This is a genomic window from Pseudomonas moorei (assembly GCF_008801475.1).
GTDB lineage: Bacteria > Pseudomonadota > Gammaproteobacteria > Pseudomonadales > Pseudomonadaceae > Aquipseudomonas > Aquipseudomonas moorei.
In genome coordinates this window covers 172,021-192,776 of sequence record NZ_VZPP01000007.1, presented here as the reverse complement: position 1 = coordinate 192,776, position 20,756 = coordinate 172,021, and the positions used below count along the sequence as shown (strand labels likewise).

Annotated in this window: 15 protein-coding genes; 10 read left to right on the top strand and 5 right to left on the bottom strand. The window is 61.9% G+C overall.

Annotation, left to right across the window (positions count from 1 at the left end; all coding sequences use genetic code 11):
* Positions 1-155: 155 nt before the first annotated feature.
* From F7R06_RS15375 to F7R06_RS15360, 4 genes are all read right to left on the bottom strand, one after another.
* Complete coding sequence (locus tag F7R06_RS15375; RefSeq protein WP_090320103.1) at positions 156-536, bottom strand: RidA family protein; 381 nt, start codon at positions 534-536, stop codon at positions 156-158.
* A gap of 82 nt (positions 537-618) precedes the next feature.
* A complete protein-coding gene (locus F7R06_RS15370) occupies positions 619-3,207 on the bottom strand; it encodes a sensor domain-containing protein (RefSeq protein WP_090320099.1) in 2,589 nt (862 codons plus the stop codon).
* Between the two features lie 191 nt (positions 3,208-3,398).
* Positions 3,399-6,224, bottom strand: coding sequence for an amino acid adenylation domain-containing protein (locus tag F7R06_RS15365; RefSeq protein ID WP_090320096.1), 2,826 nt, complete (start codon positions 6,222-6,224; stop codon positions 3,399-3,401).
* A gap of 68 nt (positions 6,225-6,292) precedes the next feature.
* The gene (locus tag F7R06_RS15360; protein WP_090320093.1) at positions 6,293-7,165 is read right to left on the bottom strand and encodes a mechanosensitive ion channel family protein; all 873 of its coding nucleotides are present in this window, start codon (positions 7,163-7,165) and stop codon (positions 6,293-6,295) included.
* 331 nt (positions 7,166-7,496) lie between these two features.
* Between F7R06_RS15360 and F7R06_RS15355 the strand changes: the two genes are divergently transcribed.
* The 7 genes from F7R06_RS15355 to F7R06_RS15325 all read left to right on the top strand — a co-directional run bounded on the left by F7R06_RS15355 (position 7,497) and on the right by F7R06_RS15325 (position 15,808).
* Entirely contained in the window at positions 7,497-7,916 is a 420-nt protein-coding gene (locus tag F7R06_RS15355; RefSeq protein WP_090320090.1) for an organic hydroperoxide resistance protein, read from the top strand.
* A gap of 721 nt (positions 7,917-8,637) precedes the next feature.
* Positions 8,638-9,768 (top strand): PAS domain-containing protein, encoded by a 1,131-nt coding sequence (locus F7R06_RS15350; RefSeq protein WP_090320087.1) that lies wholly within the window; start codon positions 8,638-8,640, stop codon positions 9,766-9,768.
* Positions 9,765-11,201, top strand: a complete 1,437-nt coding sequence (locus F7R06_RS15345; protein ID WP_090320083.1) for a sigma-54 interaction domain-containing protein — start codon at positions 9,765-9,767, stop codon at positions 11,199-11,201. Before F7R06_RS15350 ends, F7R06_RS15345 begins: the two co-directional genes overlap by 4 nt.
* A gap of 269 nt (positions 11,202-11,470) precedes the next feature.
* The gene (locus tag F7R06_RS15340; RefSeq protein ID WP_090320080.1) at positions 11,471-12,073 is read left to right on the top strand and encodes a dimethylamine monooxygenase subunit DmmA family protein; all 603 of its coding nucleotides are present in this window, start codon (positions 11,471-11,473) and stop codon (positions 12,071-12,073) included.
* The gene (locus tag F7R06_RS15335) at positions 12,070-13,038 is read left to right on the top strand and encodes a PDR/VanB family oxidoreductase (protein ID WP_090320076.1); all 969 of its coding nucleotides are present in this window, start codon (positions 12,070-12,072) and stop codon (positions 13,036-13,038) included. The genes F7R06_RS15340 and F7R06_RS15335 overlap by 4 nt, the downstream gene beginning before the upstream one ends.
* Positions 13,039-13,055: 17 nt before the next feature.
* On the top strand, positions 13,056-14,096 hold the full coding sequence (locus tag F7R06_RS15330; protein WP_090320072.1) for a heme-dependent oxidative N-demethylase family protein: 1,041 nt from the start codon (positions 13,056-13,058) through the stop codon (positions 14,094-14,096).
* A gap of 179 nt (positions 14,097-14,275) precedes the next feature.
* The gene (locus F7R06_RS15325; protein WP_090320069.1) at positions 14,276-15,808 is read left to right on the top strand and encodes an APC family permease; all 1,533 of its coding nucleotides are present in this window, start codon (positions 14,276-14,278) and stop codon (positions 15,806-15,808) included.
* A 125-nt stretch (positions 15,809-15,933) separates the two neighbouring features.
* On the opposite strand, the gene F7R06_RS15320 is transcribed toward F7R06_RS15325, so the two are convergent.
* Positions 15,934-16,170, bottom strand: coding sequence for a hypothetical protein (locus F7R06_RS15320; RefSeq protein ID WP_090320064.1), 237 nt, complete (start codon positions 16,168-16,170; stop codon positions 15,934-15,936).
* 179 nt (positions 16,171-16,349) lie between these two features.
* Between F7R06_RS15320 and F7R06_RS15315 the strand changes: the two genes are divergently transcribed.
* From F7R06_RS15315 to glcE, 3 genes are all read left to right on the top strand, one after another.
* Positions 16,350-18,113, top strand: a complete 1,764-nt coding sequence (locus F7R06_RS15315) for an L-lactate permease (RefSeq protein WP_090320062.1) — start codon at positions 16,350-16,352, stop codon at positions 18,111-18,113.
* A gap of 79 nt (positions 18,114-18,192) precedes the next feature.
* Positions 18,193-19,692 (top strand): glycolate oxidase subunit GlcD, encoded by a 1,500-nt coding sequence (gene glcD / locus F7R06_RS15310; RefSeq protein ID WP_090320059.1) that lies wholly within the window; start codon positions 18,193-18,195, stop codon positions 19,690-19,692.
* Entirely contained in the window at positions 19,692-20,756 is a 1,065-nt protein-coding gene (gene glcE / locus F7R06_RS15305; protein ID WP_090320056.1) for a glycolate oxidase subunit GlcE, read from the top strand. The genes glcD and glcE overlap by 1 nt, the downstream gene beginning before the upstream one ends.

Genomic DNA, 20,756 nt, shown 5'->3' with positions numbered 1-20,756 from the left:
CGGCACCCACAGGCTGCCCGATGGCGCCTGCCTGAACGAATTGGCCTGAGCTTTTTGTGGGAGCGAGCCTGCTCGCGATGGCTGCGTGCCAGTCGGCAGCAGCGTTGACGGTCATACCGCTATCGCGAGCAGGCTCGCTCCCACATGGGGTGTTTTCAGCCCTTGGCAGCCATCGCGGTGACTTCCACGCGCATGCCTTCGACCGCCAGCGCGGCTACGCCAACGGCGGCGCGTACCGGCCAGGGCTTGGCGAAAAAGCGTTGGTAAACCTCGTTGAAGGCGGCGCGGTCGGCCATGTCGGTGAGGTAGATGGTCAGGTGCAGAACCCGGTCCATGGAACTGCCGGCGCGCTCCAGCGCCACCTTCAGCGCCTGCAGGGTGCATTCGCTCTGCAGGGTGATGTCGCCCAGCTCCAGGCTGCCGTCGGCGCGGGTCGGGATCTGGGTGGAGACCAACAGGCCGCCAAAACCGGCGACGTCGGAGGAGATGGAATCGGCATCGGGGTCCGGAACAAAGGTGATGTCTTGATTGGCCATGGGCAACTCTTGCTTGAATGGGTAAAGGGTCGGTCGAAACCGGGCGGCCAGTTTACAGTGCCATCGTCAGGCCGTCCCTGAATCAGCTCGAAATCCCCAGCCCCAGGCAGAGCGGCCCTGCCCCGTTGCACACGGCCCCGCCCGCGTTTGCCAGATCAATGAGTGGCGCGAAGGCCTGGGCAGGCAGCGGGACCGAGAAGAAATTGCCCTGGCCGATCTCATAGCCCTGGGCCTTGAGGATGTCGCGCTGGACGGCGGACTCAATCCCTTCCGCCACCACGGTCAACGACAGACTCCTGCCGATGCCGATGACCGACTCGCTCAGGGCCCGGCAAGACCTGTCGTGTTCCAGGTCGTCGACAAAACTCTTGTCCAGCTTCAGCTCGCTGATCGGCAGGTGCCGCAGATAGCCCAGACTGGAATAGCCCGTGCCGAAATCATCGATGGCCAGCCGCACCCCCAGCGCATGCAGATCGCGGATGGTTTTATGGGTGCCTGGACTGTTGCAAAGCACCACGCTCTCGGTCACTTCCACGCACAAGTCAGCGGGTTGCAAGCCGTATCGCTGCAATTGGCCGGCAATCAGCTCGGCCAGGTCGAGGTTGTGAAAGTTGATCGGCGACAGGTTGATCGAGAGCGACGCAATCGCCAATCCTTGTCGCCGCCACGCGGCCAGTTGCTCACACGCCGCTTGCAGCACCCATTGACTCAGTTCATTGATCAGCCCGCACTCCTCGGCCAGCGGTATGAATTGCCTTGGCGAGATGTCGCCCAGTATCGGATGCGCCCAGCGCGCCAACGCCTCTACACCCACCAGCCTGCCGTTGTTGAGATCGATCTGTGGCTGGTAGAACAGCTCAAGGCTGTCGTTGGCCATGGCGTTGCGCAACGCTGTCTCCATGACCAATCGGTCTTGAGCGTTCCGGGTCATCTCTTCGACAAAGAAGCTGAAGCTGCCGCGTTCGATGCGTTTGGCCTGATACATCGCAATGTCGGCACGGTGCAACAGGTTCTCCATGTCCCGCCCGTCACCGGGAAACAGGCTGATGCCAATGCTGGCCGAAACGACCACAGATATGCCGGCAATCGTGGTCGGGCGACTCAGGAGCAGCATCAGCCGCTCGAGAAAAGTCGCGACCTGTGTGGCGTTCATGCGTGGCAGCACCAGGACGAACTCGTCTCCGGACAGACGCCCGACCAGGTCGGACTCTCGCAACACGCTGCGCAGCCGGTGCGCCATGACGCGCAACAACTCGTCACCCGAGGCATGGCCCAACGCATCGTTGATTTGCTTGAAACGATCCAGATCGACAAACAGCACGGCCAGCTCCGCCTGCTCACGCGCCATTGCGACCAGGGTGCGCTGCGCCTGGGCGAGCAGGAAACTGCGATTGGGCAGGCCGGTCAGGCCGTCGTAAAAGGCCATTTTTCGAATGGACTGGCGGGCTTGCTCGCGTTCGAGCGCCAACATGCACAGATGGGTGCCCGCTTTGACCAGATGGCCGTGCAAGGGGTCAGGCCCGCGGCTTTCGCGGAAATACAGAGCAAAGGTCGCGGCGATGCGCCCGGCACCGTTGCGCACCGGCATCGACCAGCAAGCCTGCAAGCCAGACTGTTGAGCCAGGTGCTTGTAGTCCGCCCACAGCGGGTCGTTATTGATGTCGGTCACCAGCACCGGCTCGCCCCGGTAGGCGGCGGTACCGCAGGACCCTGCCACGGGGCCGATGGCCAGGCCTTCGATGGCCCTGGAGTATTCGGTCGGCAAACCGGGGCTGGCCAGGGGATGCAGAATCCCTTGGGGGTCGACACTGAGGATCGAAACGATGACTTCGGGGGCGATGCGTTCGATTTCATGGCACAACAGTGTCAGCACGCTCTCCAGCGACTCTTCCTTGAGCAATGCGCCGATGACTTTGTTTTGCAGCACCTCATGCAGCTTTGACTGGGTAATATCCGTCAGCACGATCACCACGTGCTCGACCTGGTCCCGAGCGTCGAACACAGGCGTCGAGGACACATGCACCCACAGGCGCTGGCCGCTGCGTTTGCTGACAAGCGCGCTGAACTCATGAGGCTGGCCGCAGAGAACGGCTTCCAGCTCGGGCTCCGCGTGGGTTTCGGCCCGCGCGTCGGGCACGAAGAACAGCATCGGTGATTGCCCGATCACCTCTTCACGGGAATAGCCCAGCAAGCGGATCAGCCCGTCATTGACGTAGATAAGCTGGCGATGGGCGTCGACGATGCAGGTCGCCGAATGCGCGGCATTGATCGACATCGACAGCAGCCGGTGTTCGAGGTCTTGCTCGCGCAGGTGCGTGACATCCTTGAGGAACGCCGCATGCAGGGTCTGGTCATGCAGGGCGATTTTCGAGATGGACATCACACCCCAGCGCTCCTGACCATCGCGGCGCAGGATCCGCACATCCAGAGCGCTGTGCGCGCGGGAAGAATCGTCCGGGGTCAGGCTCATCCCCCGCGGGATCAGGGCACTGACTGCACTGCCCAGCACGTCCATGCGCGAGCAGCCCCAAAAGCGCTCGGCAGCGGCGTTGAAAAACACCACGAGGTCGAGCTCATTCACGACCACCACGGCGTCGATAGCCTGCTCCAGCGTTTGCACGAACAAGCCTTGCGCCGCGTCGTCAGTTGCCAGCTCGACCCTTGTGTTCATCGCTGCCACTTCTATCCGTGCAACCACCGCCTTTCATCCAGGAAAGCCCGTGGGACGCTGCAAGACCCTGTCCTTGCCGGAAGGGACCCATCATCCAGACAACCGTTGATTCCGGTTAACGACGCGCAACAGCATCAAACGCATGAAAAACAGGATAGCCGTGAAGTGGCGACCTGACGAAAACACCGACGTCAGGCCACCCGTTCAATCTTTTGCGAACGGCGCTTCTTCTCTGCACCGTTCAAGCGCATCAAAACGATTCGAACGAACTTGTTCCAGGCATAACCGACCAGGATCCCGCCAAGGATGGCGATAATCACCGCCAGTACAGGGCTGTCATTGAGGCGATGGGCCAAGGACTGGAATTGAAAGTGCGTCAGATAAATGTACAGCGTTGACGCGGCGATGGCGGCAAGCCCCCGCGCGATCAGGCCGGGTACGGGCACGGAACGGATCCAGATCACCGCAAGCACCGCTGGCACCGCCACATCGATGTATTCGCTCATGCCAACCGCCGGCAAGCCATGTCCGTAGAACTCCAGTACGTCCCGCCCACCGAGCACAATCACCGCCACCGCACTGGCCAGCCATTTGCGCCGGGTGGAGTCGGCATAGTGAATGGCCATGCCCAGCACCATGATCGCCAGGTAATGCTGCGGCACCCGGTTATTGAGCGCTGATGCGTCAAACACATAGGCACTGATCAACAGGTCAGCCACCGCCAGCAGACAAGACGCCATGAGCAAATAACGGAACGGATTGGAAAGGATGATTTTCCTGACGCGCTCGAACGACAACACGATCCCGATGATCACGATCATCTGCAACAGCACCTCAATGTACCAATAGGTGAAGTTGCCGATTTCTCTGGGTGGAAACCAGTTGGAAATCATCAAGACTGACGGCCAGTGAACCCTGTCGAAAAGCACCTGGGTCAACACCGTATACAGGACCGTGGGCACCGCGATACTGGCCATGGACTTGAGGAGCGTACTGGCGTTACCGCGTTCATTGATGGCTTGAACCTGGAACCTCGCCAGGCTGAGACCGGACACGGCGAACAACACGGCCGTCTCGCCGAAAAACGCCCAATCGGAAAACAGATGAAAATGCCCGACCACAATCATCACGATGGACATGACCCGCAGCAACACGGGAACTTCCATCGCCCGAATGGCCAGCCTCGACGGTTTGGCCGTGTTGGCCAGCTCACCCAGATCACGGACCGGCAGCATTTCCCATCGATCCGGCAGGTGCCCGATCAACTGCTCAAGGACCATTGAAGCCTGGACAAACGACAGCGAATCGCCGCCCAGTTCCACGAACGACAGGTTGGCATCGATAGACGGGACTTCGAGGATTTCAGACCAGGCATCCGCCAGCTTGAGCGTGAGCGGCGACAGGTTCTGGTTCGAGCCAGGGGACGCCGCATCCGTTGAGGCACCCACCGCAGCCAGTGCCCGCTTATCAATCTTGCCGTTCGGTGTCAGAGGAATGGCGTCCAGGAAGACGAACTGCGCCGGCACCATGTAGTCGGGCAGCTCCTTACTGACATGCTCACGCAATTGAACCGAGGAAACAGGGTCGGTTGAAACGCAATAGGCCACCAGCCTCACGTTCGAACGATCGTTCGCCGCCAGCACAACGCACTGTTTGACGCGGGGATGGCGCGAAAGGGTGCCTTCGATTTCGGTCAGTTCGATTCGGTGCCCGCGAATCTTGACCTGACTGTCACCGCGCCCCAGAAACATGACACTGCCATCTGGCAGATAGGTGCCAAGGTCGCCGGTCTTGTAGCAAATATCGTCCGGGGCATGGGTAAAGGGATTGGCCACAAAACTGTCGCGGGTCTTTGCCGCGTCGCCCCAGTAACCCAATGACAAATAGGGACTGCGAATCAGGATCTCCCCGACCTCTCCGGTGCCGGCCAACTGACCGGCCTCATTCACCAGCAGCAGTTGTGCGCCGTCAATGCCTTTGCCCAGGGGTATCCGCGCATTGTCGGCGGCGGGATCGAGCGGGTGAAACGCCATGGCTTGCGGCGTTTCCGTCGTGCCGTAAAAGTTCACGCTCTTTGCATCGGGTGCAATGCCGCGCATCTGTTCGTACAAGGTATCGCTCAGGGCATCGCCGCCCCAGAACAGATAGCGCAGATCGTTGAATCTGGAGCCATTGATCTTTGCCCCCGCTTCAATGAGCTTGCCCAGGGGCGGCGTCAGGTGAATCACCGAAACGGCATGCTTATGCAGCCATGTGGCCAAAGCCGATGGGTCGATCACGAGCGATTGCTCGGGGATCACCACTTTCGCGCCGATCGACAACGGGGTGAAGACGTCCCTGTAGACGGGGTCATGCCCCAGTCCGGACAGCAGGGAAAAACAATCGCTTTCCGACAGCGAATGGTGCCGGGTATGCCACTCGATGAAATGAACCAGCGGCGCATGGTGGGTGACAATCCCCTTCGGTTCACCGGTACTGCCCGATGTGAAGGTGATGTAGGCCGGATGTGCCGGGTCGACTACCGGCAAATCCTCTGGATCAACGGCATGGGCATGCAGTGATTCGCTGGGCGATTCGGCAATCTTCACCACCCGTGGAGGAGCAACCCCTGGCTGGGATTGCCCATGCCCCGGGTCGAAGGTCGCCCCGCCGCAGAGCAACACAAATGAAGGTTGCAGTATGCGAATGATCTGCTCGATGCGCGCCGCGGGATAGGCCATGTCGGCGACGCTGAACGTCAGCCCGGCGCGTGAGGCGCCGAGCATGGCGTAGACCAGGCCGGCACAGCGGTTCGACACGATCACCACCCGGTCCGATGCGCTGGCGCCCTGTTCAATCAGCAAACCGGCTATGCGCCGGCTGGTCTCTTCCAGTTGACGATAAGTGCACGTTACATCGTGGGCGATGACTGCCGTTGCATCGGGCGTGCGTCTGGCCTGCTGCAAGAAATCCATGAATATCGGACGTTCGACACAATATTCCAGGGGCTGCGTTGGGTTGGGGCGAACATCCTGCATTTATTGATCCTGCTCCGCATGAAGTCGATTGCGACCCGGTACCCATGACCGCAATCGAATTGACGCCGTCATTCCTTGGTCAGTGCTCCGGGCAAGGTAGCGCCCTGCTGGAAAATCACCGTTTGTGCTGGCATCGGCGCCGGGAAGCCGGCCTCGCCGAGGGCATCCTTGATGATGCGGTTGGTGTCGAAATACACCTGCCAGTAGTTTTCGTTATGGCAGTAAGGTCGCACCGCCAGCACCGGCCCCACCAGGTTGAACTCGAGAATCTCCACATCCACCGCCGGCTCGGCGAGCACGTTGGGGATGGTCGCGATTTTCTCCTTGAGCAAGGCCGCTGCCGCCTTCCAGTCGGCCGCTCCGGACAGCTGTGCCTTGAGTTCAACACGGCGGAACGGATTGTGGGTGAAATTCTGGATGTTGTCGCTGAAGATCTTGTTGTTGCCCACCAGGGTCAGCACGTTGTCCGGGGTGTTGATCGCCGTGGCGAACAGGCCGATTTCGGTCACCGTGCCGGTCACCCCGCCCGCGCAGATGAAATCGCCCACCTTGAACGGGCGCAGGACAATGATGAAGGCACCGGCCGCCAGGTTGGCCAGCAGCCCGGACCAGGCCATGCCGATCGCCAGACCGACCGCGGCGAGCAGCGCGGCGAAGGTGGTGGTCTGCATCCCGAGGTAACCGAGGATGCCGATCACCAGGATGATGTTCAGCGTCACCGTGATCGCCGAGCCCACGTAACGCAGCACAGTCGGGTCCACCCGCTGCTTGCCCAGGGCTTTCTGCACCATATGGACGGCAAAGCCGATCAGCCAGCGCCCGACGATCCAGAACGCTATAGCGGTCAGAATCTTGACTGCGAACGCGGCTCCGTAGGCCTGCACGATGGCGATGAGGGCGTTGAATTTGGCAGTGGTGACATTAACGATGGACTCGTCCATGGGGGGAGCTCGCAAATGAGGGTCGACCTCAAGACGCTAGCACAGCCGGCGAACCCCGCCAGTCGATCGAACAAGACGCCCGCCCCGGCTGTATCACCGCCTGCCGTTGCCGGATCAAACAAGCGAGTGCTGGTCGCTGTCGCGATCGAGGGATTTGTATCGCTCTGTAGGGACAAGCGGCGAACCTACACAGCGATACACAACCCCGGATTCAAGACACATGCGGCGTACATGAAGGTGAAAAAGTGGGCCCGTCGCTACCCGTGGTGTCCGTCGCTGCTTCGCGCGACATCACGGCTCAAGCCCCCCAAAAACCTTTGCAGGAAGAACCATGATCAATCAAATCGATACCGTGCTTTACACCGGCAAGACCGTCACCACCGGCGGCCGTCAAGGCGAGTCGCGCAGCGACGATGGGCGCCTGGACATCAAGCTGACCCCGCCTGGCGCTGCCGGGAACGGCACCAATCCGGAACAACTGCTCGGCGCCGGTTGGTCGGCCTGCTTCATCGGCGCCATGGGCAAGGCGGCTGCAGCCTTGAAGATCAATCTGCCCGCCGACGTCAGCGTTGCGACCGAAGTGGATCTGGGCAAGACGGACAACGCCTTTTTCCTTCAGGCTCGCCTGAACGTCAGCCTGCCGGGCCTGGAACCCGTCCTGGCGCGGGCCCTGGTGGACGCCGCCCACCAGACCTGCCCGTATTCCAAGGCGACCCGTGGCAACATCGACGTAACCATCAACCTGGTGTAGCCGCATACGCCAGCACGGGCACGGTCCTTGTAGGAGCCAGCTTGCTGGCGAAGGTCGTTAACGATGACGCGCATGTCCTGGTTAAACGCGGCGCATTCGGGTCCATCGCCAGCAGGCTGGCTCCTACAGGAGCACTGCTCGGGATTTTGTGAACTCCATTAAAAAGCCCGCTCAAGGCGGGCTTCGAAGATCAAGTAGGTGGCCAGCGCTGGTCTCTGGCTTACAAGGTTTATCAGGCCTCCCACAGAACAGTCATGGAACCATCTTGTAGCTAAAAGTACTGTCCTGCTTCACACGGCATAAGGGCTGGATCTCAGCGCGGAGATCTTTCTAACCGTGTACCCTTCGGAGCGCGCCCCACGCCTCCTCGCTATCCGCTTGCGCATCAGTCTGCGTCATCACCTACACCTTCAGAGTAGCAAAGCCCTCGGCGCCCGGACCGGTGTTTTTAGACCGATTTCATCCTGCCAAACAGGTGGCAGGACGGAAAAATGCTATTGCCCGCCTACCTTGATTTCGTCACTCATCGGATAGATTCCGCCTGCCCTGGCATTGCCCTTAAACTCGACTCAAGTGCTGCGCAAATGCACACATATCTGCAAAACTGCAGCACCCTTCGAGAAGCGGTCTCTCCCCTATGCCCTGTTTTGTGGCTGTCGAGATTGGCATGCGAAATGCCCCGTCTTTCTCCACCCCTTAGCCGAATCGAGCCGATCCACCGATGGATATCCTGAATTTGCTGGCCAGAAAAGCCCAGCCTCTTGCAAGCACCGTCAGTGCCGACGGGGAACTGCTCAACCTGTCCGCCAGCCTGAGCGATCAATTGGGTTATGCGCTTGAAGAGCTGCTGTCTCAACCGATCGAACGCATTTTCAGTGTCGAGTCGGTGCGCACCGTACAAGCATTGTTTGCCAACCCGCCAGCGGACGAACAGATCCACAGCCTGGAGCTCACCCTGATTCGTCACAACGGTGGCCTGCTGCACGTGATCGCCAGTGGATTGCTGGAGTGGCGCTCGGTACAGCCGGCGCGCCTGCACTTGCTGAAAATCCCCCTCGGATCCCTGGGCCATCGGCTGCGGGAAATGCACAACGCCAATGAAGTGATGAGCCAGATGCTGCAGAGCGCGAAGGTGGCGTACTGGTGCATCGAGTTCGCCGAAGCAGTGGACATCCACAATTCCCCGGATGAAATAGTCCGCCAGGTGTTCGAAAACGACTCCCACTGGCGCTTGTGCAACCGTGCCATGGCCGAGGTCTATGAAATGCCGTCGGATGTCGACTTCAACCAGCAGCCGGTGCGCCTTTACTGGCCGCGCAGCCCGGCCAACGAAGAGTTCGTGCGGCGCTTGATCGAGTCCGGTTTCAGCGTCGACTGCGCGCTCTCGGTGGATCGCCGCCACGATGGCTCGCCGGCCTATGTCGAGAACGATGTACGGGCGACCATCGTCAACGGCCAACTGCTGCGGATGTGGGGCAGTATTCGCGACGTCAGCCAGGAACTGCGCATGCAGCATGACGCCGAGCAGCGCATCGATGCCTTGCGCCGGGTGTTCGATGCGGTGCCCGACGCCGTGCTGGTGATCGATGAACACTTGCAACCGCAATGGCGTAACGCGGCTTTTGAAGACACCTTCGGCATTTCCCATGGCGCCGGTATCGCGCGCTTGCTGCTGGACATGGCCTTGCCGGAACGCACCTGGCACAACCTGCCCCTGCCGGACCTGCGCGGACGCGAGCGCCATTTCAACGTGCATTGCTCGCGCATTCTGGTTCGCGAGGGCGTGGCATGGCGGGTCGCGGTCTTTCGCGAAAGCCAGGGCGTTCGCCGCGTCGAAGAGTTGCACCCATGAAAGACTCGAACCTGCCACCCTCGTTGCAAATGGGTATGCGCTCTTCGGTCAATGCCAGCAGCGAGGTGCTGGGTGCCTTGCTGGAAACCCCGGCGTTGCACGCGTTGCTCGACAGCTTCAGTGAAGCCTTGATCGTCACCGACGGTGAAGGCCGGGTGCGCTTTCTCAACCTTGCCGCCGAGCGCGTCAACCGCCTGTCGAAGCAGCAAGCGATCGGCTTGCCCGAGACTGAATTTTTCCAGCGTTCGGCCTTGAATTACGACGACTTGCTGACCGCCCTCAATCGCGGTGGCAACAGCGCCCTGACCCGCTCCCGGGAAGGACGCGTGCTACTCAGCAGCACCCACGCGATTCCCACCGGCGCCTACGAAAAACCGTTCCGGATGCTGACCCAGAAGGACTTCGACGGCAGCCAGCCGCCGCGCCGGGCAGCGCTCGGCAGCCGCCCCCTGGAGCCGCAAGGCCTGCGCGACCCACAGGACAGCGCCCTGCACCTCTCACCGCAGCTGTCGAGCATCGCCGACACCGGCGTGCGTGCCTTCCGCCGACGCGCGCGGCTGTTGCTCCTGGGTGAGCCCGGCGTCGGCAAGACGGCGATTGCCCGCCACATTCACCGAGCCGCTGGTTGGGGCGATCGGCCATTCATTCACGTCAACTGCGGGAGCATTCCCGAAAGCCTGTTCGAGTCGGAAATGTTCGGCTATGAGCGCGGCGCGTTTACCGGTGCGTTGCAAGGCGGCAAGCAAGGCTATATCGAGGCGGCATCCGGCGGGACACTGTTCCTCGACGAAATCGGCGAGATTCCGCTGCATGTGCAGGCCAAACTGCTGAAGTTTCTCGAAGACAGCACCATTCAGTCAGTCGGCTCGCCCCTGAGCAAAACCGTGCAGGTGCAAGTGATTGCCGCCACCAACAAGGACCTGCGCCATCTGGTAAGCACCGGTGAATTTCGTGCCGATCTCTACTATCGCCTGGCCGTGTTGCCCGTGGAAATTCCCCCCCTGCGCCAGCATCGTGATGACTTGCCGTTCCTCATCGACATCCTGCTCAGCCGCATCAACGGAGATCGCGAACCTTCCTTGAGCCTGTCGGCCGGTTGCCGCAAGCGCCTGATGGGTTATGACTTCCCGGGCAATATTCGCGAACTGGTGAATATTTTCGAACGCCTGGCGGTCCTCGCCGACGATGAGGCGCAGGAGCATCATTTGCCGGCTGAACTGTTGCACCCGGCACCTTTGCAGCAGCGTTTCAAACCCGCAGAGGCGGAGAACGGCCCGGATCAAAGCCTCGAGCAGAACCTCAAGCTTCAGGTCCAGCAGTTCGAACGCCAGGTCATCCTCCAGGCCGTGGAGCTGTGCGGGAGCAAACGCAAGGCGGCGCAGCATCTGGGTATCGACATCGGCACGCTGATTCGCAAATTGCAGCGTGACTGACCTCAAAGGCTGTAAACACCGTCCTGCAGGCGCTGGCTTGCCAGCGCCTGCAGGGAGGTTCCTTGCTGCATCGACGTGCTGCAAAAACGCCTACAAATCCAGTTACTTTTGCCTGTACCCCACCGAAAAACAATCAATAAACCCTTTAAATTCAACACCTTAAATAACTGGCACGCCCTGTGCTCCTGCTATCGCAACCCACCGTCGTTGGGCTTTGCATCACAGCCGGCTTTCAACAGCCGAGCCGATAGTCAGGAGGAATAACAAGAATGCTGATCACCGGGATCAAAAGCCGGCCAGTCTATGACCGGCTGCAACCGCTGCCGGGCGGTACGCGGCACATCATTGCAGGGCAAGGCAGTGGCGGGCGCGCCATGTTGCGCCTGCTCGACGAGATGGCCGGGCTGGACCGGCCCATTACCTTGCTGTACACCCGGGAGTCCTTTTCCGGCCAGGACTTTCTCGCCCGGTTACAGCAGCACCCAGGCCATCAATTGGAGCTGTTCGCCAGCAACCAGGCGTTGATCGACGCCCTGAACGACCTGCTCTTCGATGCGCGCATGGGCACTCGACTTTACCTGGCCGGGTCCGAAAGTTTCCTCGGCAGCGCCATGCAAGTGGCCACTCGCTTTGACCTAAATCGAGACGAAGTACTGCGCGAACACTCCGGCACGCTGGTGCGCCGGGTCTGGTGCGTGCACTGCGATACCTACACCGAAAACGTCACCCAACGCGTCTACGACTGCCCTGGTTGCAGTCTGACGCTGGTGGTGCGCGACCACTATTCCCGGCGGCTGGCCGCGTTTCAGGCGGTCAAGGCCGATGCCGAAGTACCGGGCGAACTGCCGCCCGCCGAGGAGCTCGACACATGAGCCAGAACACTGGGACTTTGAATCTGCGCGTGGCCCGAATCGAAGCGGTGACCCCGGAAATCAAGCGCTTCACCCTGGTCTCACCGACCGGCGAGCACCTGCCGGCGTTCTCCGGTGGCAGTCATGTGGTGGTGCTGATCGCCAATGGCCGCAACACCTTGCGCAACCCTTACTCGCTGCTGAGTTCGCCCTACGACACCAGCAGCTACCAGATTGCCGTGCGTCGGGTAGAGAGCGGTCGCGGCGGCTCGGTGGCCCTGCACGACAGCGTCAAGGAAGGCGATCTGATCGAAGTCACGCCGCCGGTCAACCTGTTCCCGCTGATCAAACAGGCACGCCTGCATCTGTTCATCGCTGGTGGCGTCGGCATTACCCCGGTGATTTCCCAACTGGAAGAGCTGCGCCTGAGCAAGGTGCCGTTCGAGCTGCACTACGCAGTGCGCGGCGAAGAACATGCGCGGCTCGGCAAAGAGTTGCGGGCGACCTATGGCGAGCGGGTGCACCTGTACCGCAAAGGCATCGAAGCGCGCATGGACATCGGCCAGGTACTGGCTGATCGCACGCTCGGCAGCCACGTTTACGCGTGCGGCCCGGACAGCATGATCGATGCCACCCTGGCCGTTGCCCGTGACCTGGGCTGGACCGACAGCCACGTGCACTTCGAACGATTCCTGGAGCAGAGCAGCGGCGGCGAGGCCTTCAGTTTCACCCTCGGCCGCAGCGGCGCGACCATCGAGGTTTCGCCCGACCAGACCATGCTCGAAGCCGTGGAAGCGGCCGGGTACAGCATGCCCTACCTGTGCCGCGGCGGTGCCTGTGGCCACTGCGAAACCGAGGTGCTGGAACTCGACGGCGAGCTGCTGCACACCGATGACTGGCTGTCCGACGAGGACAAAACCAGCTGCAAGAAAATCATGCCCTGCGTATCTCGCGCCAAGTGCAATCGCCTGGTCATCGACCTCTGATCGACGGAGAAAAAACAATGAATATCCAATTCAATCCCGACGAAACCTACCGCGACGACTACACCTTCGCCAACAGCCCGGAAACCATCGCCCGCGCGCCCTTCCCGTTCCCCGATGACGACTACATGTACTCGATGAACCTCGAGCCCCATGTCTCGGTGGGGGACGGTGCATTCCGCGCCGCATTCGATATCGACGAGCACTACATCAGCGAATGCCGTGACCGGGCGATCACCCTGGAGAAAGACCCCGGCATGCATTACGTCTCGGCGCCGCACATGATGGAAGCGCAGTGGGACTTGCTGGAACTGATCATGGAATCCTACGCCCGGGACTACCCGCAGTACTTCAGCCTGGAGCGTGAAGGCCGCCAGTGGCACTGGACCAACCGCCTGCTGGACATCGACGACCGCTTCACCTTCGGCGATCCGGCCACCCTGCCCTACGAGCCGATGGAGTACGTGACCCGCCAGGCCCAGGGCGACTGGGTATTGCAGGAGGAGCGCGACGGCACGCTGTACTGGGGCGCGGGCATCGCTACCCAGCGCGCCGATTATTCCCTGCGTTTCAACCTCGGCATGAGCTGGGAAGAGTTCCACGGCCCGGTGCCGCTGGTGAAGGAAATCGGCATGCTCGACCGGGCGCTGAAGTTCCTGTTGCGCCTGCGCACCGGGCATCCGGTTCGCCGCCTGAACTGGTCGCTGACGGTCAACCCGCGCCTCGAAGTCTCGGCCGAAAGCCTGCCGGAATGGGCGCCGGACCGGACCCTCGTGACCGCGCAGAACGCCGGCAAGCTGGTTTACCTGCGCATCGAGTTGCAGCCCCTGCATCGCTTGCCGCGCAGCAACGCCATCGTCTTCCCGATCCGCACCTACCTGCTCAGCCTCGAAGACATCGCCACCAACCCGGCCTGGGCCCGACGCATGCATCGGGTGCTGCGCGACCTGAACCAGCAACTGGTCGACTACAAGGGCTTCAGTCGCTACCGCGACGCGGCGGTCGAGTGGCTTTCGCAGTACGACGACGGGCGCGACAGCGAAGTGAAGCAGCAGGCTTGAATCGCAACCGCCCTTCGCAGGAGCCCGGCTTGCCGGCGAAGGCGTCCATGAAAACGCCATCGCTGGCAAGCCGGCTCCCACGGGTCGGATGTGCAGCGAACAGAACAACAAGCTCCACAGGAGCAAGAGCGGCCCAGCCCGCCAGCCTTAATCACTGCCATTGATAATGAGGAAATAACATGAGTGGCTCACCTAACGCGCGTGCAAGCGTCAGCGCCGATCAGGATGCGGAACAGCTCCGCGCCCTCGGCTACAGTTCGGACTTCAATCGCAGCATGAGCCTGTGGGAGAACTTTTCCCTGGGTTTTACCTACCTGTCGCCGGTCGTCGGCGTCTATACCCTGTTCGGTTTGTGCCTGGCCGCTGGTGGCCCGCCAATGTTCTGGTCCTACCTGCTGATCGGTGCCGGACAGATGCTGGTGTGCTTGATCTTCGGTGAGGTGGTGTCGCAATTCCCGATTTCCGGGGGGGTGTACCCCTGGGCCCGCCGGTTGGTGGGCAAACGCTGGGCGTGGATGGTCGGCTGGGTGTATGCCTGGGCCTTGTGCGCGACCATCGCCGGGGTCGCGGTGGGTGCCGGGCCGTATCTGGCTATCCTGCTCGGTTTCAAGCCCGGTCCCGAGGCCAACATCCTCATCGCCCTGGCGATCATCCTGCTCTCCACCGCATTGAACCTGGTGGGCACCAAACTGTTGGCGCGGGTGGCGATGTTCGGCTTTATGTGCGAGTTGGTCGGCGCGATTCTGGTCGGCGGCTACCTGCTGATCTTCGAGCGTCATCAGCCGCTCAGCGTGCTGTTCAACACCTTCAACCTCGAGGTGAATGGTTCGTACCTGCCGGCGTTCCTCGCGGCGTCGTTGGCCGGCCTGTTCCAGTACTACGGCTTCGAGGCCTGCGGCGATGTCGCCGAAGAAACGCCCAACCCGGGCAAGCGCATTCCCAAAGCCATGCGCATGACCATCTACATCGGTGGTGCGGCGGCGATGTTCGCCTGCCTGGCGCTGATCCTCTCGGTGCCGGACATGGCCAAGGTCCTGGCCGGTGAAGACACCGACCCGGTCGCCACCATTCTGGCCAACGCCTTCGGTCCGGTCGGATCGCGCCTGGTCATGGCCGTGGTGATGGTGTCGTTCATTTCCTGCGTGTTGAGCCTGCAAGCGGCGGCCAGCCGGCTGTTGTTCGCCTACGCCCGCGACGAAATGATCGTCGGCAGTTCGCTGTTCAAGCGCCTGTCGGCCAACCATGTGCCGTCGTTCGCCCTTCTGGTCAGCGGCCTGGTGCCCGCGGCGATTGTCTGCCTGGGTTTGTTCATGGCCGATGCCGTGGCCACCATCGTCGGCTTCGCGGCCATTGGTATCTACGTGGCCTTCCAGTTGATCGTGGTCGCCGCGTTGATCGCCCGGGCCAAGGGCTGGCGCCCGAACGGTCAATTCACCCTCGGCGCCCGGGGCCTGTGGGTGAACCTGGCCGCGCTGGTCTACGGTGTGTGCGCCATCATCAACATGGTCTGGCCGCGCTCGCCCGACGCGGCGTGGTACATCAACTACTCGATGATCCTGACCACGCTGGTGGTGATGGGCGCCGGGCTGGTCTACATGCTGCTGGGCAAGCCTTACGACAAGGGCACGGCGCCGGCGGGTGATGCGTGGAAGTTCTCCAAACCCAAGGCCAACGCGACGGGAGTGACCGGCGCAACGCTGCAACAGCCTTGAGGCCATCGCCCCTCAACGACCTGTAGGAGCTGGCTTGCCGGCGAAGCTTTTGGCGTCATTGAATGCCCCTTCGCTGGCAAGCCTGCTCCTACGGGCTTTGTGTCCTACGCAATTGTGCGGCCCCCCTACAACGTCCGCTGACTATTGCCAATGCCCTTGGCAATATCGATACCCCAATCCATCGCCGCCTCCATGTCCATCATGTGCGGTTTGGGATCATGGTTCTCGTCAATGACCGTGCCGTCCGGCCGGTAAACACCGATGAACATCCCCAGCGAGCCGTCCCGGAGGATTTCGGCCTTGACCTCGATGCTGCATCCATTGGACAGCGTTTCCTTGTGGACCAGATGGCGTTCAGTCATTGCGGCATTCCTCCCCGTACTGGATTTGGACCCTATTGGCCATGCTAGCTCAGCCCCGGCAAACAGCGCTGATTCACAGGACCAGAGGCGCACCCTGACAGCGGCGTAATGCCACCTATACTACAAGCCACCTCCCCTCAGGGGTCTGCACGTCCAACAATAATAAGCAGAGGTGGAACATGGTCTGGCAGCAAGTCTACGATCCGTTCAACAACCCGGTGCTTTCAACGCTCATGGCGGCCGTGCCGGTGGTGGTGATGCTGGCCTCCCTGGCGTTCTTCCACGTCAAGGCGCACCTGGCGGCGCTGCTCGCCCTCACCTCCGCCTTGCTGATCGCCATCTTCGCTTTCGGCATGCCCGCCAACATGGCCGGGTCGGCGGCGTTGTACGGCGCCGCCAATGGTCTGCTGCCGATTGGCTGGATTGTGCTGAACATCATCTTCCTGCACCGGCTGACCACCGAGAACGGCTCGTTCAAAGTGCTGCAGGATTCCCTGGCGAGAATCACCGACGACCGTCGCCTGCAATTGTTGCTGATCGCCTTCTGCTTCGGCGCGTTCTTCGAGGGGGCGGCCGGCTTCGGGACGCCCGTGGCGGTGACAGGCGCGATTCTGATCGGCCTGGGCTTCTCACCGCTGGCCGCCTCTGGTCTGGCGCTGATCGCCAACACCGCGCCGGTGGCCTTCGGCGCCCTGGGCACGCCGATCATCACCCTGGCCAAGGTCACCGGGCTGGATGAAATGGAACTGTCGATGATGGTCGGCCGGCAACTGCCGTTCTTCTCGGTGATCGTGCCGTTCTGGCTGATCTGGGCCTTCGCCGGTTGGCGCAAGATGCTGGAGATCTGGCCGGCGATCCTGGTGGCCGGGGTCACCTTTGCCGTGCCGCAGTTCCTGGTGTCCAACTATCACGGGCCCATGCTGGTGGATGTGATCGCCGCGCTGATTTCCATGGCCTGCCTGACCGCGTTCCTCAAGGTCTGGAAACCGGCCACGGTGCATACCTCTGCTGCCCTTTCCGGACGGGTCGACCATTCGAAAATCGATACCGAGCATGAGAGCAAAGCCGAGCCGAACGCGACCTTTGCCAACGATGCCAAGCCTGCGGTGATGCGCGCGTGGATGCCATGGATCATCCTGACCATCTTCGTCTTCGCCTGGGGCACGCAGGGCTTCAAGAACCTGTTCGACACGCGCCCGGCGATCGATCCGGCCACCCATTCGGCCAGGCTCGACCCGCAGGGCAAACCATTGTCTGAGGCCAATCCGATATTCGCGCCGATCCTGACCTTTACCACCATCCATCAGCAGATCGAGAAGGTGCCGCCGGTGGTGCCGGCACCGAAAACCGAGGATGCGGTGTACAAGTTCACCTGGTTCACCGCCACGGGCAGCGGCATCCTGCTCTCGGCGATTCTCGGCGGATTGCTGATGGGGTACTCCATCCCGCAGCTGATCAGCCAATACCTGCGAACACTGTGGGTGGTGCGTTATTCGCTGATCACCATCACCGCCATGCTCGCCCTCGGCTTTCTCACGCGCTATTCAGGACTGGACGCCACCATGGGCCTGGCGTTCGCCGCGACGGGGATTTTCTATCCGATGTTCGGCACCTTGCTCGGCTGGCTCGGCGTTGCCCTGACCGGCTCGGACACGGCGTCCAACGTGCTGTTCGGCGGCTTGCAACGGGTCACGTCCGAGCAACTGGGCCTCAGCCCGGTGTTGATGGCCGCTGCCAACAGTTCCGGCGGGGTCATGGGCAAGATGGTCGATGCCCAGTCGATCGTGGTCGCCTCCACCGCCACCCGCTGGTACGGCCATGAAGGGGAAATCCTGCGCTACGTGTTCTTCCACTCGATCATCCTGGCGATTCTGGTTGGCGGGCTGGTCACGCTGCAGGCCTATGTAGCGCCGTTCAGCCACCTGGTGGTGGGCGGCCATTGATCGCCCCAGGTCCTGGCCAGCCTCGAAATGCCCGGGCAATCGTCCGGGCTTTTCACGAAGGGAGTATCGTAAAGCGACCATGAACATTCTCTACGATGAACGCGTCGACGGCGTGCTGCCGGACGTGGACAAGGCCGGGTTGTTGCAGGCTCTGCGCACGCAGTGGCCGGACCTGGAAGTGCTGCATCAGCAGGAAGAACTCAAACCGTACGAATGCGACGGGCTGTCGGCCTACCGCACGACGCCGATGCTGGTGGTGTTGCCCCGAGACAATGCGCAAGTTCAAGGCGTGCTGCGCCTGTGTCATGAGCGTCAGGTGCCGGTGGTCGCCCGTGGTGCCGGCACGGGTTTGTCCGGAGGCGCCTTGCCACTGGAAAAGGGCGTGCTGCTGGTGATGGCGCGCTTCAATCAGATTCTGCACATCGACCCCGCTGCGCGCACCGCGCGGGTCCAGCCCGGTGTGCGCAACCTGGCCATCTCCCAGGCTGCCGCGCCCTACGGCCTGTACTACGCGCCGGACCCTTCCTCGCAAATCGCCTGTTCGATCGGCGGTAACGTCGCCGAAAACGCGGGCGGCGTGCATTGCCTGAAATACGGCCTGACCGTGCACAACGTGCTGAAGGTCGACATCCTTACCGTCGACGGCGAATACCTGAGCCTGGGCTCGAACGCGCTGGACTCGCCCGGTCTTGATCTGCTGGCCCTGTTCACCGGTTCCGAAGGCATGCTCGGGGTGATCACCGAAGTCACGGTCAAACTGCTGCCCAAACCCCAAACCGCGAAAGTGCTGCTGGCCGCGTTCGATTCCGTTGAGAAAGCCGGCCGCGCCGTCGGCGACATCATTGCCGCCGGCATCATCCCCGGTGGCCTGGAGATGATGGACAACCTGGCCATCCGCGCCGCCGAGGACTTCATCCACGCCGGCTACCCGGTCGATGCCCAGGCCATCCTGCTGTGCGAACTCGACGGCGTTGAGGCCGACGTCCACGACGACTGCAATCGTGTGCGTGAAGTGCTGGAACAAGCCGGTGCCACCGAAGTACGCCAGGCCAGGGACGAAGCCGAGCGCGTGCGTTTCTGGGCCGGGCGCAAGAATGCCTTCCCGGCGGTGGGTCGCCTGTCGCCGGATTATTACTGCATGGACGGGACGATTCCCCGCCGCGAACTGCCTGGCGTGTTGCACGCCATCGCCGCGCTATCGACGGAGTATGGCCTGCGGGTGGCCAATGTGTTCCATGCCGGCGACGGCAACATGCACCCGCTGATCCTGTTCGATGCCAATCAACCGGGCGAACTCGATCGCGCCGAGGCGCTGGGTGGCAAGATTCTGGAGCTGTGCGTGAAGGTCGGCGGCAGCATCACCGGGGAACACGGTGTCGGTCGCGAGAAAATCAATCAGATGTGCGTGCAGTTCAACAGCGATGAACTGACCCTGTTTCATGCAATCAAAAAAGCATTCGACCCCAGCGGCCTGCTCAACCCCGGCAAGAATATTCCGACCCTGCACCGCTGCGCCGAATTCGGTGCCATGCACGTGCATGGCGGACAGTTGCCCTTCCCCGACCTGGAGCGCTTCTGATGCAAGGCGCGGGCGATTTCGATGACAGCGGCCTGCTGCTGGAGCAGGTCAATCAGGCGCTGCAAAACGCCACGCCCCTGCGCATCCAGGGTTCCAACAGCAAAGCCTTTCTGGGACGGGTGACCGCGGGTGAAATACTCGACACCCGCTCGCACCGGGGCATCGTCAGTTACGACCCGACCGAACTGGTGATCACCGCTCGCGGCGGCACGCCATTGGCCGAACTGTCGCAAGTACTGGATGCCGCGCAGCAGATGTTGCCATGCGAGCCTCCCGCCTTTGGCGATGGCGCCACCGTGGGCGGCATGATTGCCTGTGGCCTGTCGGGGCCACGTCGGCCCTGGTCCGGTTCGGTGAGGGATTTCGTGCTCGGTACCCGGGTGATCACCGGCCACGGCAAGCATTTGCGCTTTGGCGGCGAAGTCATGAAAAACGTCGCCGGTTACGACCTGTCGCGCCTGATGGCCGGCAGCTACGGCACCTTGGGCGTGATTACCGAAGTCTCGCTCAAAGTCCTGCCCAAACCCCGAAAAGCCTTGAGCATCAGCCTGGAAATGGACAGCGACCGCGCCCTGATGCGCCTCGGGGAATGGGGCCAGCAACCGTTGCCGATCAGTGCCGCGTGCCATGACGGCCAGCGCTTGCACTTGCGGCTTGAGGGTGGCGAAGGGTCGGTGGCGGCGGCCCACGACCGCTTGGGCGGGGAGTTGCTGGACGCCTCGTATTGGGCCGACCTCAATGAACAGCGCTTGAGTTTCTTCGATGAAGACCAGCCCCTGTGGCGCCTGTCGCTGCCGAACAACACGCCGAAACTGTCGTTGCCCGGCCGCCAGTTGATCGATTGGGGCGGCGCCCAGCGCTGGCTCAAGTCCGACGCCGACGCGGCGTTCATTCGCCAGGTCGTCGCTGAGGTGGGCGGCCATGTCACCTGCTACAGCCACGGGCTCACCGACAGCCCCTTCCAGCCGCTGCCCGGCGCCTTGATGCGCTTGCATCAGAACCTCAAGCAGCAACTTGATCCCCGGGGCATCTTCAACCCCGGTCGCCTGTACGCGGAGCTTTGA